A 23,175-nucleotide genomic window follows, 5' to 3' on the forward strand; every position below is an offset into this window, starting at 1 on the left:
TTAAAAATTAGCTTAAAACTCGGATGCTTGAACCATTTGAACATACTAATTGCCTGCACAGATGAAGTGGATTGGGATAGAAAAGCACGTTAATTCCATTGAAATTTCTTGGTTTGATAAAGTTTTAAGTAAGAGATTAATATTTTTTTTCGATAACTAGAGAGTTTGACGCTCATCTAAAAACCCTAGACTAATAATTATTTTTTATAGATTGATTAACTATTCTTAATAAAAAACAATAAAACTTTATACAAAGAAACAGCATAATATGCAGCTTTTCATCTTAATCCATGCGCTTTGGGAAAATTCAAGGTCGGCATGCACAAGATTTATTTTAAATAACGCTATTCCAAGTGGCTTGAATTAAGCTAGTCAGGTTAAAAGCGCTCACTAAACCTTGGTGTTTTTTGAGAAGTAGAACACAGTCTTATAGATCTGACTCTTCTGTTAAATTTGTATGCTTATACCATTCATTGACAGCAATAGAGCTTAAATCAAAGCTGTATTTTGGCTTTTATAAATCTCTCATTTGTTGAATATGATCGTGATGATGATATTCATAAGTTTGAAAGAGATGGTGGATCATTTTGTTATTTTAAAAGCATTAGATGAGGTCAGAATATTTTAGGTCGAAATCGATGAGAGATCTAAAGCTCGGTATCTCTGCATCACTTTTAGAATGATAAAAAATCAACATTATCTTGGGCAAAAAATTATGGATTTTACTTTTAACGCATTTTATACCTTGATTGCCGCAGTTATTGTTTTGTTACTCGGCCGATTCCTGGTTAATAAAATCGATTTTTTAAAGCGCTACAATATTCCTGAGCCGGTCGCGGGCGGTTTGGTTGCGGCGATCATCTCATTGCTGGTGCATTCATTGTGGGGATATAGCATCACCACCAGTGCAGAATTACAAACCAGCTTTATGCTGATTTTCTTTGCTTCGATTGGTCTGAGTGCCAACTTTTCCAAGTTGCGTGAAGGCGGGATCGGTCTGGTTATTTTCCTGTTTGCTGTTTCGGCTTTCATTATTTTGCAAAATGCAGTCGGCATGAGTCTGGCCACCTTGCTCGGTATTGACCCATTGATTGGCCTGATTGCAGGTTCAATTACCTTAACCGGTGGTCATGGTACTGCAGGTGCATGGGGCGAGATTTTTGAGGTTGAACATGGCATTCAGGGGGCGCTTGCACTGGGGATGGCCAGTGCTACTTTTGGTCTGATTATCGGTGGGATTATTGGTGGTCCTTTAGCAAAATTGCTGATTAACCGTCATAATCTCGCAATTGCACGTACGGATCAACAAATCGAAAAGCGTGATAGCACGCCAATGGATATCAACTCGACCGAATATATTCCATTTGAATATCCGCATCAGGTGCGTTTAATTACCGCAGATAATGCAATCACGACTTTGGGTCTATTTGCAGGCTGTTTGGCTTTTGCAGAGTTTATGACGGGTTTCAGTAAAGGTACTGCATTTGAACTGCCAACATTCGTGTGGGCATTGGCGGGTGGTGTCATCCTGCGTAATGTACTGGAAGGTATTTTCAAAGTTCAGATTTTCGATCGTGCCATTGATGTGTTCGGTAATGCTTCATTGTCGCTGTACTTGGCGATGGCATTGTTATCATTGAAATTATGGCAATTGGCTGACCTTGCAGGACCACTGATGGTAATTCTGGGTGCACAGACCATCACCATGGCTTTGTATGCCGGTTTTGTAACTTTCCGCCTGATGGGCAAGAACTATGATGCTGCGGTACTTGCAGCAGGTCATTGTGGTTTCGGTATGGGTGCAACTCCAACAGCGGTTGCCAATATGCAGGCGATTACCAATATGTATGGTGCGTCGCATAAGGCCTTCCTGATCGTTCCATTATGTGGGGCGTTCTTCGTTGACTTAATCAATGCTACTGTTATTCAGATGATTTTGAAGTTTTTTGCATAATTTTTATGCCTGATACGATGAGTCATAGGCTCATAAGGATGTGACATGAATGATCAGTTAAATGAAACCTTGCTTGGCTGGATTAATGCCCTGAATGGCCCTTTATGGGACTTTCTAGTGGTGTTTCTGGTCGCAGTCGGTATTTTCTATACGATCATGACCGGTGCAGTACAAATTCGTTTGTTCTGGCACAGCATGAAAGTCATGAAAAATAGCCGTGGCAAGGTTCAGGATACACACGGGATTACCCCGTTTCAGGCCTTTGTCACTGGTCTTGCAAGCCGGGTCGGGGTGGGTAATGTTGCGGGTGTGGCAATTGCCATTGCGATTGGCGGGCCGGGCGCGGTGTTCTGGATGTGGGTTACTGCATTTCTAGGTATGAGCTCTGCTTTGGTGGAATCCTCATTGGCGCAATTGTTTAAGGTGCGCGATCATAAAAACCAGCAATTCCGTGGTGGCCCCGCGTATTACATTACTCAGGGGCTAAAACAGAAATGGCTCGGGATTGTCTTTGCAATTGCATTGATCACGACCTATGGCTTTGTGTTTAATGCGGTTCAGGCCAATGCAATTAGCGGCGCAACCTCGCATGCCTGGGGCTGGGATCAGGCGAACCTGCTGCTGCCCTTAGGTGGATTGAATCTGGAAATATCATGGGTCGGTCTGTTCCTGGTTCTAATCACGGCTATGATTATTTTTGGCGGGATTAAACGGATTGCGAAAGTCGCTGAAAGCTTTGTGCCTTTTATGGCCGTGCTTTATCTGGCGGTGGCCTTGTATATTGCCGTGATCAACTACGATGTCTTGCCCTCCATTTTTCAGCTGATTTTCAGTAAAGCCTTTGAGTTTGAAGCTGCCGCGGGTGGTTTCTTTGGTGCCATGATCTCTATGGCCATGATGATGGGGATCAAACGCGGTCTGTTCTCTAACGAAGCCGGGATGGGTTCAGCACCGAACGCTGCCGCAGCCTCTGATGTGAAGCATCCGGTCAATCAGGGTCTGGTACAAATGCTCGGGGTATTTGTAGACACTTTTGTGGTGTGTTCATGTACTGCGATTATTATTCTGGTTTCGGGTCTGTATGAAAATGCAGGCTTTGAAGGCGTGACCTTGACCCAGATGGCACTCGAAAGCCAGATTGGTGCCTGGGGTGATGACTTCCTGGCTTTGATTCTGTTCCTGTTTGCCTATTCTTCGATTATTGGTAACTATGCCTATGCCGAAGGAAACGTCCAGTTCATCAATAACAATAGCCGGGTTATGTTGATTTTCCGTTTATTTGTATTGGTGATGGTGTATTTCGGTTCCATCGCCAGCGTGCCATTGATCTGGAATATGGCGGATCTGTTCATGGGTGTGATGGCAAGTATCAACTTGATTGCGATCCTGTTGCTGATGCCATTCCTGCTGATGCTACTCAAAGACTATACCGGTCAGTTGAAGCGCGGTGTGAAAGAGCCTGAATTTAAACTGGATAACCATCCTAAATTTAAAGACAAGGTTAAATCAGATATCTGGTAAGACTTGAAATAAAAAGCCCCGATCATTCGGGGCTTTTTTGTGCCAATGTTTTATTTAGAAGAAATTTAAATAACTTTGATAAAGCACGAAGCCGAAAATCAGGCTGAACCAGACCGGTAATTTTGAACGTAGCAGGGCAATCATCACCGCAACGAACAACAGGTCGGAGATACTGTTAAAATAATGTTGTGACAGATTCAGGAGCAAAGCCAGTAACAAACCGACTACCGCTGCATTAATTCCCATCACGGCCTGATGGATTCGCCGTTGCTGCAGCAGCCATGACCAGTAGGGTAAGGTGGCAAAGATCAGAAAAAATGAGGGTAAAAAGATTGCACAGGTCGCTAAAAGTACATTCAGCCAGAGATAGGGCGTCCACGGCAGCACAGCGCCAATATAACTAGCAAAACTGAATAGTGGCCCGGGCATGAGCTGGGCAAATGCATAGCCAAGATCAAAAGATTGCGCATTCACTATGCCAGTCGCGACAAAATCCTGATGGAGTAAGGGCAAAATCACATGACCACCACCAAAAACCAGCGAACCGGTCTGATAAAAATCACTCAGGAATTGTAGGCCCGACCCATTCGATAGTTTATCCGCTAGGGGCAGCAGCAAAAATGGCAAGATAAATGCCAGCAGCCAGTAGGGTGCAGCAGCAGATTGCAGATAAGGCGAGCTGATTTCAGTACTGTCACTGTCTTTGGGCTTGTTCGGATTTAATCTGGAAGGATATCCCATCAACATTCCACAAATTGCGCCGAGGATGATGACGAGAATCTGGTTATAACTCACCGAAATTACCGTCAATAATATGACAGACAGCAGCAGGACTGCATATTGCCAGGCCGTTTTACAGCAGCCTTGCAGCATCTGCCAGAATGCCCAGGCAATAACAGAAAATACAATGAGCTGAATGGTATGAAAGCTATTTGAGTTTAGAATATGAACATAGTGTTGACCCAGTAGCGCGACACCAGTCATGAGTATGATCGAGGGCAGGGTGAATCCCAGCCATGCCATCAATGCACCTAGATAACCACGTTGCAGATATCCGATAGACAAACCCACCTGACTACTGCTCGGACCCGGTAAAAGCTGCGCCAAAGCCACCAGTTGACTGTATTGGGTATCATTGAGCCATTGTAGTTGCATCACAAATTTGCGGTGAAAAAATACCAGATGTGCGGCTGGCCCGCCAAATGAAATACAGCCCAGTTGCAGGAAAATCAGAAAAATCCGGTACAGTGAAATGACTGACATAGCATGAAGGGGAAAATGAAGACAAACTACCCGAACTGTATGACAATTTTACGAAATTCTACAGATTATTTAAGCAGGTGTTTATACACTATGCTGCTTTAAGTTAATGAGGACATTCTCTACATGCAGAAATATGTGTTGAGTATTGTGGCACTGGGTGCATTCGGCCTGAGTGGTTGTCAAACCACACCGATGACAGTCCAGTCGGCTACCAATCATCTACAACCCGCTGCGCAACGTGGAGAAGCTCAGGCACGTCCGAATCAAATTGATTTTGAAAAGATCAAGCAAACTGAACAGCGTCCGGTCATTGCTCTCGTTTTAGGCAGTGGTGGCGCACGTGGCTATGCACATATCGGTGCGCTCGAAGTACTGGAACAGGCCGGTATTCGTCCGGATTTTATTGTTGGAACCAGTGCGGGCAGCATCGTCGGATCTATTTATGCCAGTGGTAAACCGGCGATTGAGCTGCGCAATATTGCCTTGAGCATGCGAGCAACCGATGTACGCGATATCAAGCTGGATCGAAAAGGTTTTTTTGATGGCAAAAAAGTAGAAGACTATGTCAATTTACAAGTCGATCAAACTCCACTAGAAGCCATGAAAATCCCGATGTTTGTGGTGGCCACAGCACTAAAAGAAGGCAAGAAAGTCGTTTTTAATTACGGCAATACTGGACAGGCAGTACGTGCTTCAGTGTCGATTCCGAGTATGTTTATTCCAACAATAATTGAAGAAAAAGAATATGTCGATGGCGGGCTGGTCAGCCCGGTACCGGTGAATGTGGCACGTGAGCTGGGAGCAGATATTGTGATTGCGGTTGATATTCTGGCACAGCCTATTCATACGGAAACCAGTAATGTCTGGGGACTGTTTAACCAGAATATTAATATTATGCAGCAACACTTGGCACAAGAAGAATTAAAGCATGCCGATGTGGTGATCCAGCCCGATTTACGGGAAAAAGGACATATCTTTGATGTACGTGGCAGAGAATTAACCATGCAGGCCGGCATTGATGCTGCACAGTTAAAACTGATGGATATTTCTCTCGCTTATCAAAAATATAATTATGCTCGCGGCCATCATATTCCGCTCTTTGTGGCTCAGGAACAGCAGCAGCCCTAAAGCATATTGCGGTTAAATTTTTTTGTTCATTTTTTATGAGATCGAACCAGGTAGGCAAAGCTATTGCATCCCTATGCTTTCCAGATCCTGATCTTAACACTGGCTGATCGTTATAAAAGATTAAATCATTGTTTCTGCATATGAATTGGCCAGAATTTTCAGGAGAGATAAACTTTATTTTTCCTGTAAATTATTGAATTATAATTTATATTATTTTTAGAAATGAGTGTTGCTTTTCTAAGTCACAATTTTAATATTATTATTCCTATACTTAAGTTGATCAAATATTTAAATATTGTTCATGACAGAATGTGCTTTGAAATATTACTGAATAGATGTAACGACAATGAATCAGATTAAAATTGGACATCAGGTCAAGTTGGCACAATTTGAACACTATATTTTTACAGTGACAGCTGCACATCCGGATGGTTCTTTCACGGTCACTACCACACTGGATGGTCAGCAAATTCTCAGCTATGAAAATGTCGCCCAGGAAATGTTAAGACCACTCATGCGCTAAATCAGTAATGATTTATCCAGCGTCTTGAGTTATTTTTTGCAAAATGAGAGCGGCCCGAAAAAAACTTGAGCTGGGTAAGCAGATGCTTTGGATCAATAAGTGTTTATTTGTTTGGAACTTAGCTTCTTGCTGAGCCTTGAGATCTGTTAAATATATTTTTTTCTGTATGAGTGCAGTTTCTATATCAATAATTATGATGCTTCATTTGCCGAATTGAACATTTTATTCATGTTAAAAACGCTATAATAATAAGCGATAACCTTGTCATTCAAAGAGTTCAAAGAAAACGATGGCCCCTTTAGATCAAATTGCAGCAGTGTCAGATGACCAGTCAGAGTTAACGATGTCAGTTCTCATGACGCCAGATATGGCAAATTTTTCAGGAAATGTTCATGGTGGAACCATTCTGAAATTACTGGATCAGGTGGCGTATGCATGTGCGAGTCGCTATTCGGGCAGTTATGTCGTGACCTTATCGGTAGACAAGGTGAACTTTAAGGAACCAATTCATGTGGGTGAGCTGGTAACTTTCTTGGCCAGTGTCAACCATGTTGGTCGCACCTCGATGGAAATCGGGATTCGTGTAGAAGCGCAGAATATTCAAAAAAGAACGGTACGCCATACCAATAGCTGTTATTTCACTATGGTGGCCGTAGATGAAAATGGCAAACCGAAACAGATTCCGGCTTTGAACCTGGACAATGACTGGAAACGTTGCCGTTTTGAAGCAGCCGAACAGCGTAAAGTCGCGCGTTTGCAAGAGAATCATCATCCTTCATGCAGTATTTATAAAAAGACTGCACAGAGTTAAGCGGTGATTTAAAAACATCTTCATAAGAGTAATGCCAGTCAGTTAACCAATTGACTGGCATTTTCTTTTTTAAATTGAGGATTATATGTGATAGGTGGAAAAGTCATCCGCAACTGTTTGAGGCATGAGGTGTATTGCACCGCAAGATTAAAAAAATGATGGTCTCCATGACAAATTGACGAGTCGAGGGTGGCTGACGAGTTTTGCGGTGAGGAATATGACTGCAAGATGCCTTCCTTGCGAAGTTCCGCTGCTCATTTGAATGAAACCAAAGTAACAAATGATATTGAAAATATTTGATTTAAAACCTTCAGACTCCATCATGAACGACTAAGCAGTTAAAGCGTCTATTTTTAAATTCTTTAACTGATCAGCATTACTTTATAAGAGAGTCTTTTTTGCCTTAATTTCAGTTTATGTCTGGAGCTTTATTGTTTTTTGCTCTAATATAAAACGATACGTATCGTATCGATTGTGTTTGAAGATAAGTAGACTTTATGAATCATGACGAAAAAAGCTCACGACGACAGCAATGTATCTTGCAGGCGGTTGCCGATGCATTGGCAGAGGGAGAGTATCATCAACTGACTATTGAGGCTGTTGCAGCACGAGCTGGGGTGGGAAAATCTACGATTTATCGCTGGTGGAAGCATAAATCGGAGCTGGTGCTAGATACCTTCAAACAGCATACGGTCTCAGTCTTTGAGCCTGATCCTGCAAATGACCTGAAAAGTAATCTGATTCGACAGCTAAGCTTGTTGTCTCAGGCGCTCAACCATCCGATTGGTCGGGCTTTACTGGTGGTAATCGCCAATCATCGTGAACTGGCCGGTGAATTCTTTCAGCAATATTTATTGCCGCGTCGACAGCAGACTCATCAACTGATTCAGCAAGCGATTGAGCGTGGCGAGATTCGCGCGGATTATCCTTTTGATTTAATGCTGGACAGTTTGTACGGCCCGATCCATTACCAGATTATTTTTTTCAATCGTATGCCGGATGAAAATTACATCCGGGCGCTGGTTGGGTTAGTGCTGCATCCTGTTGTAATTCAAGCCTGAGCCTGGTCTATTTTTCTTAAAGTTGGTTTTTATGTCTCTCAGCCCCGAGCGTTTATGGAATCGCTCATTTATCTTGTGCTTATGCAATAACTTTTTTCTGTTTGTTTATTATTTTGCCTTACTGACCATCTTGCCGATTTACATCATGAAAGATTTGGGGGGCTCAGTCAAAGAAGCGGGTCTGGCACTGACCTTGTTTCTGGCATCATCAATTGCAGTTCGGCCTTTTTCCGGCATGATCATCGAAAAACTGGGCAAGAAAATCTCGATGCGCGGTGCAGGCGTGATTTTTGCGCTGTTTGCCTTTGGCTATTTGCTCATTGATAGCTTGTGGTCACTGTTGCTGGTGCGATTTCTACATGGCATTTGGTTCAGTATTTTGACCACGGTGGCGGTTCCGGTGGCCAATGAATTTATTCCAGAACAGCGTAAAGGCGAGGGCATGGGCTATTTTGTCATGTCGACCAATCTGGGGGTGGTATTTGGCCCATTGCTGGCCTTGACCGTCATTCAATTCACCAGCTTTAAAAGCTTATTTGGGATTCTGGCTATTATTATTTCTCTGGGACTGATTTTCTGCTGGATGCTGAAAATTACCGAACTGCCAAAATCAAGGCGGATCGGCACAGGAAAAACCAAATTGAGTCTACAAGATATATTGGAAGTGAAAGTCCTGGCGGTAAGCTGTGTGGCGTTGCTGACGGCATTTGCTTATTCGGGCATCATGAGTTTTATCACGGCATTTAGTGAAAGCAAGCAGCTTTTGGCTTATACCAGCGTATTTTTTATTGTATTTGCGGCTTCGATGCTGTTGGTACGGCCGTGGGTCGGGAAAATCTATGATCGTAAGGGACCAAGTGCTGTCATTTATCCTTCCTTTATTTTCTTTGCGATTGGCCTAGTCATGGTGAGTCTGATATCCAATCAATGGACGCTGTGGTTATCAGCAGTCTTTGTGGGGATCGGTTATGGTTCATTATTTCCATGTCTGCAGACACTCGCAATTCAATCTGTCGATAAGCAGCGTATGGGACATGCGATTTCAACCTTCTTTACCCTGTTTGATCTGGGTTTGGCGGTAGGTTCCGTGGTGATGGGCCTATTGATTGCCTATTGGGGCTTTGAAGCGATGTATGTGTCGAGTGCTGCACTCGTCATTGTGACGATATTGGTTTATCGTCAGTATGTGGCCAAAAGACCAACACACGCACCGGAAAATCAGGAAGCATAAAATGGAATTAAGACATTTACGTTATTTTGTCACTGTGGCCGAGGAACTGAATTTTACCCGGGCTGCGGAAAAATTGAATACTGTACAGCCTTCCTTAAGTCAGCAAATCAAGGATCTGGAGCGTGAGGTAGGCGTACAGTTACTGGAGCGAAATAACCGTAAGGTCAACCTGACCGAGGCCGGACAGGTTTTTTTAAAAGAAGCGTTGCTCAGTCTGGAACATGCAGAACGTGCGATCCACGCTGCCAGACAGATTGCCAATGCACATCAGGATCAGCTGAATATCGGATTTGTACCGGTTGCGGAAATGAAAGTCTTTCCCTATATCATGCCCAATATCCGCGCACATTTTCCTGAACTGAAAGCACTATTTCATAGTTTGACCGACGCTGAGCAGTTTAGTGCTTTAAGAAAAGGCCAGATCGATATTGCTTTTACCCGCTATCCGGGACAGTCGAGCGAGTTTGATTCGATCCGGATTTTTGATGAACCTTTAACCCTGATTGTGCCGAAAGATTCTCCGGTTGTGACCCTGCCACATGTCAGTATTAAGAGCTTTGAAAATCAGGATTTTGTCATTAGTGATGAGCAGGCTTCACCACAACTGCATCGAATTATTCAAGACTTTTTTAAACAGTCCAAATTGAAGGTCAATGTGGTGCAGCATTCCACCAATATCCTGCTCAATGTCAATCTGGTCGGAATGGGCGTGGGCTGGAGTCTGGTACCAGCCTATGTGATTCCATTACTCGGCGACAATATTGTAGTGAAAAAGACCCTTGAACCTTTGCCCATGATTGGGCTATATGCCAATTATCGTAAAGACCAAAAACATGTGGTGATTGATCTGATTTTAAAAGTCTTAAAAGAAAAGTTTTGTGTCGATCTTTTTTAAGATTTGCATCTTTGGTCTGCCTATATTTTAAAAGCTGTGCGACAGAAATGATCTGTAGCACATCTGTGTAAATTGACACAGAAAACCGTTTTATACTGAAACTCTAAAAATAAAAAATGGTTAAAGCAATATGATGAAGCTCTATAACAATCCGCAATCACGGGGCCTGACCCTGTTGCCCTTATTGAAAGAATTGCAGATTGAAGACCAGATTGAGCAGGTGGAAGTGTCCTATGAATATATGCATCAAGCTGAATATTTACAGATTAATCCGATGGGAAAAGTTCCCTGTCTGGTCGATCAGGAGATTGTCATTTCAGAAATGGCCGCCATTTTTATCTATCTGGCAGATAAATATTCTGATAAAGGCTTGGCACCTGCTTTGGATGAACCCAAGCGTGGGGCATATTTAAAATGGATATTTTTCTGTCATGGGCCCTTCACCGAATATATCGATCTAAAAAATTTGCAGGTCTCGCCAGAAAATATTGAAAAGAACCGCAGAAGTTTAAGTTTCGGGAATGAAGCTGCAGTATTTGATTTTCTGAAACAGGGCATAAGCCAGGCCAATCCCTATTTGCTGGGTGAAGAATTTTCCGCAGCAGACTTATATGTGGCCTATTGTTTGGTCTTTGCGATCTCTGCGAAAATTTTACCGCCATTTGACGAGTTCAGACCTTTTTTACAACAAATGGCACAGCACGACTCCCTAAAAGATATCCAGTGGTTTCAAGAGTACCGAGTCTAACTCCTCGGTCTATATATTGTCCGGGATATCTAAAAACAATAAAAAAAACCACGCCGAAGCGTGGTGAAAGGTGATCCTAATATTATTTCAGGTAAAGCTTTTTAAACAGTTGCTGGCTGGTGCTTTCCATCGATTGAGGAATGGCCAGCGCAGCCACGAAACGGTCAGGACGCAAGATCACCACTGAATCAGACGTGTTGCCAAACCACGAGCGGATGTCTGTGCCGATATCACCAATGGTGATGACATCTTCATACTCTTTGCGCTGGCTATTTTGCAATTGCACCGCCGGAATTACCTGAATGAATTTCACGCCCAGCGATTTCCACTGTTGCAACGTCTCCGGACTCAGGCCCCATTTTGGATCGACACCCCAGGCAATAATGGCAAAATCATTGCCAATCACTTCATCCAGTAACACTGTTTCACCTGATGCAAGCTGAACTTGAGGCTGAATGAACATCTTGCCAATTGGAGAATTTTTGGCGCCGTTGCTCAAAAGCACACCATCATGATATTTCGGCATCGGTTTAAAGCGCATTTCCAGCAGGTACTGTTTGATCGGCTTGATATAGTTCAGGGCATAGGCGATACCGTCACGGACAAAACCTTGCCACTTTTTTGGTGGTGCCAATACATGACCGGCCATCACGGAAAGATCAATCATGGCTTTGGCATGGTCTTTACGTTCAACCTGATAAGAATCGAGAAGTTCTGGGCCGGTTTTGCCTTGAACCACCAGTGCGACTTTCCAGGCCAGGTTAAAGGCATCCCGCATCCCGCTGTTATAACCCTGACCTTGCCAGACGGGCATAATGTGCGCAGCATCACCTGCCAGTAAAATGCGGTCTACCCGGAATTTGTCCGCAATACGGGCATTATGTGTATAAACACGTTGACGGATCACTTCGATGCCGTCGGTACTTGGAAGCACTTTGGCCAGTAATTTGGCAATATTTTCCGGTTTGCTGAGTTCTTCCTGAGTTTCACCCGGCATGACCATAAATTCAAAACGGCGAATTCCATGGGGCAATGCGGCGGATACATAAGGACGTACCGGATCACAACACAGGTAAATATGCGGTGTCGCAAGCGGATCATTTTCAAGATCGATTACGATCCACTGATTTGGTGCAGTTTCACCCTCAAAAGCAATGCCCAGATTACGGCGTACATAAGAGTTACCGCCATCACAGGCAATCAGGTACTGGGCACGGACTGTTTCTGTATTCCCTTGTTCGTTTTGCAGGTTAAGTGTTACACCCTCGGCATCCTGACTAAACTGGGTCAATTGACGTGAGAACAGTACCTGCGTATTTTCATATTGTTTTAAGCTCTGAAGCAGAATCTGATCGACTTGTGGCTGAATAAAGGCATTACGGCGTGAAAATCCAAATTCACGGGTTAAAGGTTGAATATCTGCAAAACAGCGACCCTTAGGTGTTAAAAAGCGCATGGCATGATTGGGCGTGGTATGGGGCAAGACTTGATCGACCAAACCTAAGGATTGAATGGTACGCAAAGATTCATCATCGATCCCAATGGCACGTGGATAATCAATCAAACTATCGAGTTGCTCGACCATCGTGACGCTCACGCCTTGCTTGCTCAGATAGTTGGCAATGGTTAAGCCTACAGGCCCAGCGCCGAGGATTGCTACATCAGTGCTGTAATTGGTATTGCTCATAGTGAATGTCCATTCAATCGACTTGCATTTCAATCTATTAAGGGACAGTTCTGAGTTGTAAACAAGTTAGGCGATAGTAGTTGAGCTATATCAATAATATTAATCTTAAGTGGCTTTTTCTTATGCAAATAACTGAATTTAAATGATAAATTTAAAATAATTCAATAGTCATTCTCAATCCTGTGATCAGTTTTAACTATGATGGGCATTTAAATCTAGTCAACAAAAATGCTGAACCCGCGCAAAGCATGATTCAGCATTGATCAATATGAGGCAGTACAGGCTAAGCCTACTGGAGAAATACTGCCCTGATATTTTCTTTGATCATTTAACCCGTCGTTAAATCACTTAACGTGCTGCAGGTTGTGCAGGTGTTGCGCTTTCTGCAGCAGCTTCAGATGCAGCTGGTTGTTCTGCATTTGCGCCAGCAACCGGAGCATTTGACTCAGGCAATTCCTGGGTACTGACAATCACTTTTTCTTCAGTGTTTGTATTTGCGTTTGTTGTTTCAGTCGCGGCAAAGCTGGTGGCTGCAGCAGCAGTAAGCGTTGTTGCAAGTAAGATTTGTGCATATTTCATTTTTGGCATCCTTTATTTATGTCATGTAATTTGCCGAGCTGACCATCACATCAATTCGACAGGAGTTCATCCTAAGCACTGAAATTTTGATGAGCAAATCAATTAACAAAAGCGACACGGAGTGAATAACTCAGCATATACACAATGCAGAAAGTTGTTTAATTACTGTTAATTATGCAGTGTTCTATTTAATGAAAATGTATATGAATGTTTCAAAAAAGCTGAATTTTAAATATGAATAAACATCAAGATTCTCTATTTGAGATAATTCTATTAACTTATAAACTGATAGTTTCAAGTCGCCATTGAGCAAGAAAATGTCTCTAAAACCATGCTGTGCCCTATAATACAGGGCATGATCTTGTCTATTTAATCTCTTGAGAACCGATTTTGAAAATTCTGTCCGCAGCACAGCCGATTCCTGTCCATATCATTTCTGGATTTTTGGGGGCGGGTAAAACCACACTGCTTAAGCATTTATTACAGCAGAAACCTGAACAGGAAATCTGGGCCGTACTGATGAATGAGTTCGGTCAGATCGGGGTCGACCAGCAGTTATTGCCACAAGATTCAGGCTATGCGGTAAAGGAATTACTGGGTGGCTGCCTATGTTGTAGTAGTCAGTTGCCGATGCAGATTGCCTTGTCACGTTTACTGTCCGAAGTGAAACCGGATCGGCTGTTTATCGAGCCGACCGGGCTGGGACATCCTGCACAATTGTTAGAACAGTTGACGGAACCGCATTGGCACAGTCATTTAAACATGCAGGCTTTGGTCACGGTGGTCGATGGTTCACGTTTGCATGATCAGGATTGGTCACAGCAAAATCTGTATGCAGATCAGCTTAAGGCCGCGCAGATTGTGGTGATTTCACATACAGATTTAATGACAGCCGAAGATCATGCTGCGCTTACGCAGCTTCAGGCGGAATATCAAGTCTATGCCCAGCAGTGGTTGTGCACAGAGCAGGGACAGCTGAGTATTGAGCAGATTAAACAGGATTATCAAGGCTCTGTACGTCAGCTCCAGCCTTTATTAAAACAGCAACAGATCAGTCCTTCCCCAGAGGTACCCGTGCTGATTCAGCAGCTGCCTTATCATTATGTGGAAAGCGCGCAGGGCTATCAGGTTGCGGGCTGGAAGTTGCCAAAACGCTGGCAATTTCATTTTTATGATTTGCTCGACTTGCTGTGTGAACAAAAAGACTGGCTCAGAATCAAAGGAATTTTTAATACCGATCAGGGCTGGAAAAGCTTTAATTTTAATCCGGAACAGTTTAATTATCAGTCGGTCGAGGCAGGTATTGATAACCGGATCGAAGTGATTTATCAACAGTCACGCGATTGGCTGGAGTTTGAAAGCACGTTGATGCAATGCCGTATTGATCCGGAAAAATAATAGTACTGTTTCCAGTGCACTGAATGAGTTATTGACCTAAATCTGTTCAGCAAAATACTGCTAAATCTTATATGCTAGGCGCCAAATTTGAGGATTGTGTTATGGCGTTAAAAGCGACGATTTATAAGGTTGATTTGAATATTGCAGATATGGATACGCACCGTTATGCAGATTATCAGTTGACGATGGCGCTGCATCCTTCAGAAACCATTGAACGCCTGATGGTGCGTATTCTGGCGTATGCGCGTTATGCCGATGAAACGCTGGAATTTACCAAGGATCTGTTTGAAACCGATGAGCCGGCCTTGTGGGAAAAAGACCTCACTGGTCAATTGGTGAAATGGATTGAAGTCGGTAGCCCGGATGAAGATAAAGTCAAAAAAGCCAGTGCGCGTTGTAAGCAAGTGGCTGTGGTGACCTATGGTTCTGCGGTAGATGAATGGTATAAGCGCAGCAGCAAATTAAAGACGTTAAAGAATGTGGAGGTGTGGAAATTATCGACTACAACCACCGATGCATTGCCACAATTATGTGCACGCACCATGCAGTTACAGCTCAATGTGATGGATGGTGAATGGACTCTGATTGGCGATCAGGGGCAGGTGCTGGTCGAGTGGGAACAGTTACAATAAGGACGCATAAGGATGCACGTCTGGACTTGTATCCTGTCGCTTAAATTGCGTATACCTGAGGAATAAAAATACTCAGGGTTGTGTCATGTACCATGAACTTTATGATTTACTGCTGGCCGTCGCGATCGGGGCCATTATTGGTGCAGAACGTGAATATCACAGTAAATCTGCCGGACTGCGTACCATGATCATGGTCAGTCTCAGCTCCTGTCTGTTTACTATCATTTCCCTGAAAATAGGCGTGGAAAATCCTGACCGGCTGGCGGCCAATGTCCTGACGGGGCTAGGCTTTTTAGGGGCAGGGGTCATTCTCAAAGATGAGAACCGTATTTCAGGAATTACCACGGCCACCACCATCTGGATGACCGCAGCACTGGGCATGGCAGCCGGTGCGGGTTATGAAATCCTGAGTATCTGGGCCACTTTAATGGTCATGGTGGTACTGGTTCTACTGATGTATGTACAGCGCGGGATCGAGTCGCTGAATCAGGAACGTAATTACGAAATTGTCTGTCCTTTTGAGAAACATGAGCTCAACCATTATGAATCGCTTTTCAAACAATATAAGCTAAAAGTCATGCATTCTTCACAGCGCAAGGTTGAGCAGCAGATTAGCGGAAGATGGGTGCTGATGGGATCGGCCAAAAACCATCAAAAACTCACCCTGCATTTACTCAATGATCAGAATATTCAGGAACTCAGCTTTTAATCCATCAAGGACTAAAGCCTAAAAAAATCAATCAATCCGGTTTATACTGGTTTTTGAATTTATGCCAATCTCAGGTAAATAAGTATGATTAACGAACTTGAAATTATTGATTTAAAAGTAGGCGAAGGGAAAGAGGCGGTAAAAGGCGCGCTGATTACCACACACTATACCGGCTGGCTAGAAGATGGAACCAAGTTTGATTCATCGATTGATCGCGGTAATTATTTTGAAACCGTGATCGGAACAGGCCGTGTGATCAAAGGTTGGGATCAGGGCATTTTGGGCATGAAAGTGGGCGGTAAACGTAAACTGCTGGTGCCGGCACATTTGGCCTATGGCGAACGTAAAATGGGCAAAGTGATTCCAGCCAATTCAGACCTGATTTTTGAAATTGAACTGTTTGATGTAAAAACACGTGATTAATTCATTGAAATAAGATTCATTCAGTATCATGAGTGAATGCTGATCGGGAGAAGTCTCAGTATTGGGGGCTTCTTCCGATAAACTACAAAAAAATATTTGAACTCCCTGATATTCCAAGTAGATTATAAGAAGAATAAAGCTCTTTTTCAGGAAACTACTGTCTTTGCAAAACGTGATAAGGAATGTCTATTTTGTAATGTGGGTTTGGGCCATAAGCTGGGGCATCTTGATGAGCACTTCAGTATCTGCCCAGATCGCTGCCACATCCCCCGGGGTGCAGCAGCAGTTCCGTGATCATATCTCTGAAATTCATTTTAGCGAACACAGCAGCAGCCCTTTGCAGGGGAAATGGTTATTTTATCCGAGCCAGTTTATTGTCCAGCCAAGTTCCGTACTGTTATCAAAAACAGTGGAATTGCCGGCTTCTTTTAAAATACTGACCAACTCAAATATTGGTTATGGCACATTTATTAGCCATTATAAAATTCCTAAAGAATTTATCGGACGCCGGATTGCCATTCGGATTCCTGCTCAATATGGCGCTTATCGGGTCTATGTAAATGGCGAGTTTATTGTCCGGCTTGGGCAAATCAGTAAAACACCTGAACAGCAGATCACTGAAAAAGCCCCCCGGATTGGCTATTTCGTTGCAGACAGTGAATACATTACCTTAAGCATTCAGGCCTCGAATTACACTCATTTGCATGGAGGGCTGGAACGCCCAATGCAGATTGGGGTCGCAGGTACAGTCAATCGTCAATTCCAGCAGTTGATGATGAGTATTGCCATGGCCTGTGGCGCAGTACTCGGGGTGGGTGTTTTCAATATCCTGTTTTCAATATTTCGAGGATCGAAAGAGCGTAATAGCAAAAGCATTTTTGTGTTTGGCTGTTTTATTATCTTTCTGGCCCTGCATAATATGTTTTCAGCGCCCTATGCCTATTCGGTATTTACCAATATCGACTGGTTATGGGGAACACGTTTAGAGTATCTGTTTACGTTTCTGGCGGTATTATTTTTCCTCAGTTATATGCATCTGTTTAATCAGCGCTATTTAAAACCGCTGATTTATTATATTGCGATCGTCTTATTGATTTTGAATATCAGTGTGACGCTATTTTCTACCCCCGAGTTATTTGAACGTCTTGCGCTCTATAGTGCGATTTATGGTCTGGTGATTATTGGGAATTTTATGTACGGGTTTTATCAGACCCTACGTGATAAGCAACCGTATTCACGCCTGAATCTGTTTGCCATTATTTTCTTGTGTCTGACATTTTTAAATGACTATCTCTTGCTGATTAATGTTATTCAAACCACACATTTGTCTTTCATTTCCACCAGTTTATATGCCTTGTTGATTATGTTTCAGCAGTCTAGACACTATGCGCATCAAACTTATCAGACAGAACAGCTAAATTTTAACCTCATCGAGCTCAACAGTTCGCTTGATCAAAAAGTCAAAGAACGTACCCAGCAACTGCATCAACTGAATGCCAAACTGGAACATCAGATGAAGATTGATGCGCTGACCGGTGCTTTTAACCGGCGTGCTTTAAATAGTGAAATCCAGCAGAAGTTTTTGCAAAGCCAGCAACATTCACATGCCACACTGCTTTTTGCCATGCTGGATGTTGATTATTTTAAAAATTATAATGATCATTATGGCCATTTAAAGGGTGATGAGATTCTACAAAACCTGGTTAAGGTGATTCAGGCCAGCTTGCCTCAATCGGGTTATCTGGCGCGTTATGGCGGGGAGGAATTTGCCATTCTGCTTGGTGATATACCGATTCCGGTTGCCCTGCAATATCTGGAACGTGTCATTCAGCAGGTTCGGGAACAACAATTTGAACATCTAAACCGGCCGGATGGCAAAGCCTGGATCACGGTCAGTGTGGGCGCGGCTTGGATAAGCCCACAACATCAATATGCCGATATTCATGCCTTGATGAAAGCTGCAGATGTGCAGCTGTATCTGGCCAAACACACCGGGCGTGATCAATTAAACTTTGAGCAGGGCGCGGATTAAAAAACGTATTTATACAGATATGATCCATCATCTTGTGAATGTGCAGGGCTGGAATCAAATCCACATCGCTGATAATAGCTGAGGGCTGTTTGAGTCGACTTGACTGCAATCTGATAGATTTTTTTCTCTACTAATGCTGCATGCATTTGATTAAATAATTTGGTGCCAAATCCAAGCCTCTGGCAATGTGGGGCGACATAATGCATCCGGATTTCTCCAGTATCACTGACCAATAAAAACCCGACTACTTTGTCGTGCACAAGGCAAACCCAACAATCGTTATAAAGCATATCGACAATCAGGCTGGCGTGATCAAATTTTTCCAGCCAGCTTTGGATGCGACTGTCCTCACGTTGATGATCTAAAACACAAGATTGAATACTGTCATGAATCACCTGAATAATTTGAGGTATATCCTGAATTTTCCCTTCACGAATCACCATGTTATTCATTTTCTCGAACATTTACAGGAAGGCTTCATTGGAAGAGAAATGCAGGTTGAAACAAAATAACAATCTTGTAGTTTTTTGAGAGGATTTTCTTAAAAACCAGTAGGTGAAGATAACTTATGTTGCTGATCTGTCGGTTTTGTTTATCTGATTTCCTAAAATCAACGCTTCTCAGGAGCGGGTGCTCAAATTTACAGCAAGCTTTGCTAGAATCGCCGTGCTTACTTTAAATCCCCATAAAATCGAGTCAAGGATGCCATCATCGAAATAGTGCAGGAGTTTGCACTGTCTAAAAAATAGACGTATGCTAGGTGTTAGGCCATTATTCAAATGAATATGAAGTGCTCGGTAATAAAAATAAAATCAGCCACACGAGATGATCTACTATGTTTAAATTGTTGCTCTTGCTGTGTATTTTTTTGCTGTTCAATGCTGCCTGGATCGTGGGGCGGAAAATTTATAAAACTCAGTCTTATCTCTCTGCGCAGCGTGCAGAAAAACCTGAACAAATTGCTAGTATTTCAGAACATGTCATGACCACGCATGAGGAACAGGTGCATCTGGTTGATGCTTATGAACTGGAACTGTTTGATGATGTGGCTCAGCTGTTTTTTCAGCGTCATGTACCTATTCAGGACAGGGCACAGGCAGAGCAGTTACAGCAGGAAATCTTGCAAAAAATGCCCATGCAAAGCAGTACACAAATTCGTCAGATGGATTTAGGGGAGTGGTCGATTTTCTGGAATTTTTACCATCAGTCACTGGAATATTATGTCGGCCGCTATGGCGTGTTTTATACGCATGTCGACCGTTTTGGCCAAGAGCATCGTCAGGAAATTCGTACCGATCTTTTACAGTCAGATTGTGCTTGATACTCTCTGCTCAGGAAGCTTGTAAGTTTTGCAGGAGACGATAGGCGTTAAACATCAGGCTGCATATTTAAGCCGATGTAATTCGGAAAAGGTATTTAAGGCATCTTGCCAGATTTTTTCTGCCCCCTGACGGAAATAGCCCATATGACCAATGTCCTTTAAACCATAATCTTCAGCTTTAAGATCAATATAATGCACGTTTGCTTGACGGTAATATTGCATAAAAGCATGTCTGGAATTAGGCAGAGCCCAAGTATCATCGAGAGCAGCAACCGCATAAATCGGAGTACTTACCGCAGCATAACGTGTGTGTAAGTCTTTCAAATCCGGATCGGCAAAGAAATAGGTCGGATATTTGCACCACTTACGCCACTGATCATAGACATCACGTGGCAAGTCTGCACCCATGTTAAATTTGCTCCATGGCAAATAGTCGGTGATTGCTACAAGTGGAGGGAAAACAATATTCCAGATCATCTGAACCTTGATTTTTTCCTTGAGTGGCATATAACCATGCCAGCCGGCGCCTGTGCCATAACAGTACATCGCTTCGATGCGGTCATGATGTTTACACAGACCTAATGCCTGACCTCCATAGGAATGGCCAATCATATAAATATCCAGTCCTGTCCGGCCCAAATATTCAATTGCCGCACTCAGGTCATATTCTCCCCAGTCCAGATAAGACATTTTAAAGCCTTTGAGCTGTTTCGGTGCGGAAGCGGCCACCCCTCGATAATCGAAGGTCAGCACCTGAAAACCGGCATGAGTTGCATATTCTGCAAAACGGCGATAAAACGCTTGCGGTACTCCCGTCGCACAGGCAACGACAATATTGGCCTTCGCCACAGACGGTGTACGGTAGAGTTTGCCACTTAAGCTATAACCATCTTCTGCCAGAAACTGGACACTTTCTACCTGCATTTTTCCCTGCACCATGAGTATATCCTTCGTTATATTGGATGAGATCTTGTTTTTTGTGCGCTAGCTTATGTTTAATCCAATAATGGGCCAGATGTCAAAACTCGGCAGTCGTATAGCGAGAAGAACCCTTTAAACATATATGAAGATCGCTGCGCTATCATCATGTCTAAACAGGGGGGAATAGTATGATTATTGATTTTCAGCAGGCGAAATTACAGAAGTTTATGGCTCTGGCAATGAAGATCGAAGCGCAGTCTGAACTGTATGTGCAGTTTGATTCGGTTTCAGACTTTTATAAAGCAGACTGGCTGCGGGATTTTCCAAACGGAACCACATGGTATGTGTCCGGTTTAGACGATGGCGCCGATGAATTTCATGTCGTGATTGACTATGCCACAGCGCAGCTACAGATCAGTTGTGGCCAGACACAGTTGTCTGCAAAACTATCTTGCACAGATTGACCGAATTGCCGCTATTTCCCGATAAAAGAATAATGACAGATGCTATAAAGTTGATATAAATTGCAGAATCATCTCTGTGTTTGGTTTTATTTGCGATAGTCCGGAGTGACCTAAGCGAATAATGCAATAAAAATAAGGAAAAATAGCATGGCACATCAGTTCACTGTGAAAGCAATTATCAATGGCGTGTCTATTGATGAATTTAAACGTCTGGCCAATGATATTCGTTTGCATGAGGCAGTCTGTCATCGAATTCCTGCGCAAAATTTAGAAATACTGGTCTCGGAAAAGCAGGGGCATATGTATACCTTGAAACGTGCCTATAATCTGGATGTCAACATCCCGGATATGGCAAAAAAATTACTCAAGGATGCATTCCGTTTGCAGCGTACCGATATCAGCGATCTGAATCAAATGACATCGACGGTACAACTCGGGGCAAATTTACCGATCGAGGCGACCTGTCAGCGTGCAGTCACTGGAGATGAAGACCAGATCCAGTTTCAGCTCAACTGGACAGTAAAGGTCAAAGTGCCGTTGCTCGGCGGTATGCTGGAAAAGCATGCAGAAGGCGAGATTCGTAAATTTAGTGAAATTGAACTCAGTATCGTTGAAGATGAATTACGCAAGAGCCTAACAGCCTGAATTAGTGCACCCATCTCGTTCACCAATATTTAAAAAGGGCACTTTTAAGCTGGGTGGTGGCGGTCAATTCGGCAATGTATAGCCATTTAGCTTGCTGCCGTTCTCTAAGCAATGCGGCTTAAGACGTAGAAAAATAATAAGGCAATACAGATGGGATTGAGTGCCGTTTGATCGACTGAAGAAACGGCATCATATTATTTGTATTTATGCCGCTAACTTTGAGCTTAATCACTTCTTCTATGATATTGCATCCCCAGTCGATAAGCGAGTTGATCCACATTCAGTAATTATCTGCACGTACTGCGCAATATGAGCTAACCATCTGCATACTATTGTTTTTATATCGATTTTTAGATTGATGAAATAGGCTGCTGAATTGCAGTGCCATAAGCAAAGACTTCGACCATACCGCCTTGCATGCCTAGTTCCGTAGTGCTCAGCCGAATGCCCATAATCTGGATGGCTCCGATTTTTTCAGCTTCAAGTTTTAAACGTACAATTGCCTCACGCCGTGCCCGCTCTACCACGCTTTCATAGCTGGTCAAACGACCTCCCAACATGTTCTGCACATTGGCAATTGCGTATTTAAAATAATCATGGGAAATGACCACATTACTGCTGATCATCTGTCCGGAATGTTCAGATAAGATAAAGCGGCTGTTGTTGACCTGGATATAAGCCAGTCGTTGTTCCTGTTCGTCTAGATAACGAAAATGTTTGCGTTCATTATAACGACCAAAGCCAAAACCGACGCTAAACAGAATGACAAAAATGACGATCTGAAAAATTAAACCGTCCATGAATTATTCTGCCTGTGGAAAAGGGTCGGGTAATTTTGGCATGACTGGATCAACAATGACCGCCGTTCCATAGACAAACAGTTCAGAGGCGCCTTGGGCAATATTGGAGGTCGAGAAACGAATACCGACAATCGCATTGGCACCCATGCTACGGGCTTTTTCAACCATCCGGTTCATCGCTTCCTGACGGGATTCTTCCAGCAGCTCGGTATAAGCAGTAAGCTCACCCCCGACAATATTTTTCAGGCCAGCGAGTAAATCACGCCCGACATGTTTGCTGCGTACCGTACTGCCATAAACCACATCAATTTGTTGGCGAATAGTATGTCCCGGTACAGATTCCAGATTGCTAAGTAACATGCGTATGTTTTCTAAATAAATTGCTGGTCTATGACAATAGGAAAACTGCCTTGAAAATGCAATAAAAAA

At 43.2% G+C, this 23,175-nt stretch carries 24 protein-coding genes; 17 read left to right on the top strand and 7 right to left on the bottom strand.

Annotation, left to right across the window (positions count from 1 at the left end):
* Positions 1-715 precede the first annotated feature (715 nt).
* Both gltS and FTU45_RS08965 read left to right on the top strand, forming a co-directional pair.
* Positions 716-1,954, top strand: coding sequence for a sodium/glutamate symporter (gene gltS, locus FTU45_RS08960; protein ID WP_100355594.1), 1,239 nt, complete (start codon positions 716-718; stop codon positions 1,952-1,954).
* 45 nt (positions 1,955-1,999) lie between these two features.
* The gene (locus tag FTU45_RS08965) at positions 2,000-3,475 is read left to right on the top strand and encodes a sodium:alanine symporter family protein (RefSeq protein ID WP_180076294.1); all 1,476 of its coding nucleotides are present in this window, start codon (positions 2,000-2,002) and stop codon (positions 3,473-3,475) included.
* A gap of 54 nt (positions 3,476-3,529) precedes the next feature.
* Here FTU45_RS08965 and chrA read toward each other — a convergent pair whose 3' ends face one another.
* Positions 3,530-4,738, bottom strand: a complete 1,209-nt coding sequence (gene chrA / locus FTU45_RS08970) for a chromate efflux transporter (RefSeq protein ID WP_180076295.1) — start codon at positions 4,736-4,738, stop codon at positions 3,530-3,532.
* 123 nt (positions 4,739-4,861) lie between these two features.
* Between chrA and FTU45_RS08975 the strand changes: the two genes are divergently transcribed.
* The 7 genes from FTU45_RS08975 to FTU45_RS09005 all read left to right on the top strand — a co-directional run bounded on the left by FTU45_RS08975 (position 4,862) and on the right by FTU45_RS09005 (position 11,135).
* Positions 4,862-5,866, top strand: coding sequence for a patatin-like phospholipase family protein (locus FTU45_RS08975; protein ID WP_005169741.1), 1,005 nt, complete (start codon positions 4,862-4,864; stop codon positions 5,864-5,866).
* 346 nt (positions 5,867-6,212) lie between these two features.
* Positions 6,213-6,389, top strand: coding sequence for a hypothetical protein (locus tag FTU45_RS08980; RefSeq protein WP_167381266.1), 177 nt, complete (start codon positions 6,213-6,215; stop codon positions 6,387-6,389).
* 289 nt (positions 6,390-6,678) lie between these two features.
* Complete coding sequence (locus FTU45_RS08985; RefSeq protein WP_004280680.1) at positions 6,679-7,200, top strand: acyl-CoA thioesterase; 522 nt, start codon at positions 6,679-6,681, stop codon at positions 7,198-7,200.
* A gap of 497 nt (positions 7,201-7,697) precedes the next feature.
* Positions 7,698-8,261 (top strand): TetR/AcrR family transcriptional regulator, encoded by a 564-nt coding sequence (locus FTU45_RS08990; RefSeq protein WP_005169748.1) that lies wholly within the window; start codon positions 7,698-7,700, stop codon positions 8,259-8,261.
* Between the two features lie 31 nt (positions 8,262-8,292).
* Positions 8,293-9,492 (top strand): MFS transporter, encoded by a 1,200-nt coding sequence (locus FTU45_RS08995; protein ID WP_180076296.1) that lies wholly within the window; start codon positions 8,293-8,295, stop codon positions 9,490-9,492.
* A 1-nt stretch (position 9,493) separates the two neighbouring features.
* Positions 9,494-10,387 (top strand): LysR substrate-binding domain-containing protein, encoded by an 894-nt coding sequence (locus tag FTU45_RS09000; RefSeq protein ID WP_180040576.1) that lies wholly within the window; start codon positions 9,494-9,496, stop codon positions 10,385-10,387.
* Between the two features lie 133 nt (positions 10,388-10,520).
* On the top strand, positions 10,521-11,135 hold the full coding sequence (locus tag FTU45_RS09005; RefSeq protein ID WP_180076303.1) for a glutathione S-transferase family protein: 615 nt from the start codon (positions 10,521-10,523) through the stop codon (positions 11,133-11,135).
* A gap of 82 nt (positions 11,136-11,217) precedes the next feature.
* Here the strand turns inward: FTU45_RS09005 and FTU45_RS09010 are convergent, their stop codons facing one another.
* Together FTU45_RS09010 and FTU45_RS09015 are read right to left on the bottom strand one after the other, a co-directional pair.
* Positions 11,218-12,822: a bifunctional 3-(3-hydroxy-phenyl)propionate/3-hydroxycinnamic acid hydroxylase gene (locus FTU45_RS09010; protein ID WP_180076297.1), complete on the bottom strand. Its 1,605-nt coding sequence runs from the start codon at positions 12,820-12,822 to the stop codon at positions 11,218-11,220.
* Between the two features lie 348 nt (positions 12,823-13,170).
* Complete coding sequence (locus tag FTU45_RS09015; RefSeq protein ID WP_005097806.1) at positions 13,171-13,401, bottom strand: hypothetical protein; 231 nt, start codon at positions 13,399-13,401, stop codon at positions 13,171-13,173.
* A 390-nt stretch (positions 13,402-13,791) separates the two neighbouring features.
* On the opposite strand from FTU45_RS09015, the gene FTU45_RS09020 reads away from it, so the two are divergent.
* From FTU45_RS09020 to FTU45_RS09040, 5 genes are all read left to right on the top strand, one after another.
* On the top strand, positions 13,792-14,799 hold the full coding sequence (locus FTU45_RS09020; protein WP_180076298.1) for a GTP-binding protein: 1,008 nt from the start codon (positions 13,792-13,794) through the stop codon (positions 14,797-14,799).
* A 101-nt stretch (positions 14,800-14,900) separates the two neighbouring features.
* Positions 14,901-15,431: a YaeQ family protein gene (locus tag FTU45_RS09025; protein ID WP_005097801.1), complete on the top strand. Its 531-nt coding sequence runs from the start codon at positions 14,901-14,903 to the stop codon at positions 15,429-15,431.
* 85 nt (positions 15,432-15,516) lie between these two features.
* On the top strand, positions 15,517-16,140 hold the full coding sequence (locus tag FTU45_RS09030; protein ID WP_005097799.1) for an MgtC/SapB family protein: 624 nt from the start codon (positions 15,517-15,519) through the stop codon (positions 16,138-16,140).
* 84 nt (positions 16,141-16,224) lie between these two features.
* Entirely contained in the window at positions 16,225-16,563 is a 339-nt protein-coding gene (locus FTU45_RS09035; protein WP_005097798.1) for an FKBP-type peptidyl-prolyl cis-trans isomerase, read from the top strand.
* Positions 16,564-16,792: 229 nt separating this feature from the next.
* A complete protein-coding gene (locus FTU45_RS09040; protein ID WP_179999879.1) occupies positions 16,793-18,595 on the top strand; it encodes a diguanylate cyclase in 1,803 nt (600 codons plus the stop codon).
* Here FTU45_RS09040 and FTU45_RS09045 read toward each other — a convergent pair.
* Positions 18,592-19,059, bottom strand: a complete 468-nt coding sequence (locus FTU45_RS09045; RefSeq protein ID WP_005097793.1) for a GNAT family N-acetyltransferase — start codon at positions 19,057-19,059, stop codon at positions 18,592-18,594. The genes FTU45_RS09040 and FTU45_RS09045 overlap by 4 nt on opposite strands.
* Positions 19,060-19,430: 371 nt before the next feature.
* Between FTU45_RS09045 and FTU45_RS09050 the strand changes: the two genes are divergently transcribed.
* Complete coding sequence (locus FTU45_RS09050; RefSeq protein WP_100534883.1) at positions 19,431-19,916, top strand: hypothetical protein; 486 nt, start codon at positions 19,431-19,433, stop codon at positions 19,914-19,916.
* A 54-nt stretch (positions 19,917-19,970) separates the two neighbouring features.
* Here FTU45_RS09050 and FTU45_RS09055 read toward each other — a convergent pair whose 3' ends face one another.
* On the bottom strand, positions 19,971-20,855 hold the full coding sequence (locus FTU45_RS09055; protein ID WP_180076299.1) for an alpha/beta fold hydrolase: 885 nt from the start codon (positions 20,853-20,855) through the stop codon (positions 19,971-19,973).
* A gap of 170 nt (positions 20,856-21,025) precedes the next feature.
* On the opposite strand from FTU45_RS09055, the gene FTU45_RS09060 reads away from it, so the two are divergent.
* Both FTU45_RS09060 and FTU45_RS09065 read left to right on the top strand, forming a co-directional pair.
* Positions 21,026-21,301 carry a hypothetical protein gene (locus FTU45_RS09060; RefSeq protein WP_180076300.1) on the top strand — a complete coding sequence of 92 codons (276 nt, stop codon included), beginning with the start codon at positions 21,026-21,028 and terminating at the stop codon, positions 21,299-21,301.
* A gap of 147 nt (positions 21,302-21,448) precedes the next feature.
* A complete protein-coding gene (locus tag FTU45_RS09065; protein ID WP_005097789.1) occupies positions 21,449-21,946 on the top strand; it encodes a DUF2505 family protein in 498 nt (165 codons plus the stop codon).
* 350 nt (positions 21,947-22,296) lie between these two features.
* Here FTU45_RS09065 and FTU45_RS09070 read toward each other — a convergent pair whose 3' ends face one another.
* Entirely contained in the window at positions 22,297-22,746 is a 450-nt protein-coding gene (locus FTU45_RS09070; RefSeq protein WP_180076301.1) for a YbjQ family protein, read from the bottom strand.
* Positions 22,747-22,749: 3 nt separating this feature from the next.
* The gene (locus FTU45_RS09075) at positions 22,750-23,106 is read right to left on the bottom strand and encodes a YbjQ family protein (RefSeq protein ID WP_005097785.1); all 357 of its coding nucleotides are present in this window, start codon (positions 23,104-23,106) and stop codon (positions 22,750-22,752) included.
* Positions 23,107-23,175 lie beyond the last annotated feature (69 nt).

The organism is Acinetobacter sp. YH12106 (assembly GCF_013418995.1).
Classification (GTDB): domain Bacteria; phylum Pseudomonadota; class Gammaproteobacteria; order Pseudomonadales; family Moraxellaceae; genus Acinetobacter; species Acinetobacter pseudolwoffii.

Bases quoted from the DNA above. Each gene is read 5' to 3' on its own strand.
- gltS (WP_100355594.1), top strand. From the start codon at position 716: ATGGATTTTACTTTTAACGCATTTTATACCTTGATTGCCGCAGTTATT.
- FTU45_RS08965 (WP_180076294.1), top strand. From the start codon at position 2,000: ATGAATGATCAGTTAAATGAAACCTTGCTTGGCTGGATTAATGCCCTG.
- chrA (WP_180076295.1), bottom strand. From the start codon at position 4,738: ATGTCAGTCATTTCACTGTACCGGATTTTTCTGATTTTCCTGCAACTG.
- FTU45_RS08975 (WP_005169741.1), top strand. From the start codon at position 4,862: ATGCAGAAATATGTGTTGAGTATTGTGGCACTGGGTGCATTCGGCCTG.
- FTU45_RS08980 (WP_167381266.1), top strand. From the start codon at position 6,213: ATGAATCAGATTAAAATTGGACATCAGGTCAAGTTGGCACAATTTGAA.
- FTU45_RS08985 (WP_004280680.1), top strand. From the start codon at position 6,679: ATGGCCCCTTTAGATCAAATTGCAGCAGTGTCAGATGACCAGTCAGAG.
- FTU45_RS08990 (WP_005169748.1), top strand. From the start codon at position 7,698: ATGAATCATGACGAAAAAAGCTCACGACGACAGCAATGTATCTTGCAG.
- FTU45_RS08995 (WP_180076296.1), top strand. From the start codon at position 8,293: ATGTCTCTCAGCCCCGAGCGTTTATGGAATCGCTCATTTATCTTGTGC.
- FTU45_RS09000 (WP_180040576.1), top strand. From the start codon at position 9,494: ATGGAATTAAGACATTTACGTTATTTTGTCACTGTGGCCGAGGAACTG.
- FTU45_RS09005 (WP_180076303.1), top strand. From the start codon at position 10,521: ATGAAGCTCTATAACAATCCGCAATCACGGGGCCTGACCCTGTTGCCC.
- FTU45_RS09010 (WP_180076297.1), bottom strand. From the start codon at position 12,822: ATGAGCAATACCAATTACAGCACTGATGTAGCAATCCTCGGCGCTGGG.
- FTU45_RS09015 (WP_005097806.1), bottom strand. From the start codon at position 13,401: ATGAAATATGCACAAATCTTACTTGCAACAACGCTTACTGCTGCTGCA.
- FTU45_RS09025 (WP_005097801.1), top strand. From the start codon at position 14,901: ATGGCGTTAAAAGCGACGATTTATAAGGTTGATTTGAATATTGCAGAT.
- FTU45_RS09030 (WP_005097799.1), top strand. From the start codon at position 15,517: ATGTACCATGAACTTTATGATTTACTGCTGGCCGTCGCGATCGGGGCC.
- FTU45_RS09035 (WP_005097798.1), top strand. From the start codon at position 16,225: ATGATTAACGAACTTGAAATTATTGATTTAAAAGTAGGCGAAGGGAAA.
- FTU45_RS09040 (WP_179999879.1), top strand. From the start codon at position 16,793: ATGAGCACTTCAGTATCTGCCCAGATCGCTGCCACATCCCCCGGGGTG.
- FTU45_RS09045 (WP_005097793.1), bottom strand. From the start codon at position 19,059: ATGTTCGAGAAAATGAATAACATGGTGATTCGTGAAGGGAAAATTCAG.
- FTU45_RS09050 (WP_100534883.1), top strand. From the start codon at position 19,431: ATGTTTAAATTGTTGCTCTTGCTGTGTATTTTTTTGCTGTTCAATGCT.
- FTU45_RS09055 (WP_180076299.1), bottom strand. From the start codon at position 20,855: ATGGTGCAGGGAAAAATGCAGGTAGAAAGTGTCCAGTTTCTGGCAGAA.
- FTU45_RS09060 (WP_180076300.1), top strand. From the start codon at position 21,026: ATGATTATTGATTTTCAGCAGGCGAAATTACAGAAGTTTATGGCTCTG.
- FTU45_RS09065 (WP_005097789.1), top strand. From the start codon at position 21,449: ATGGCACATCAGTTCACTGTGAAAGCAATTATCAATGGCGTGTCTATT.
- FTU45_RS09070 (WP_180076301.1), bottom strand. From the start codon at position 22,746: ATGGACGGTTTAATTTTTCAGATCGTCATTTTTGTCATTCTGTTTAGC.
- FTU45_RS09075 (WP_005097785.1), bottom strand. From the start codon at position 23,106: ATGTTACTTAGCAATCTGGAATCTGTACCGGGACATACTATTCGCCAA.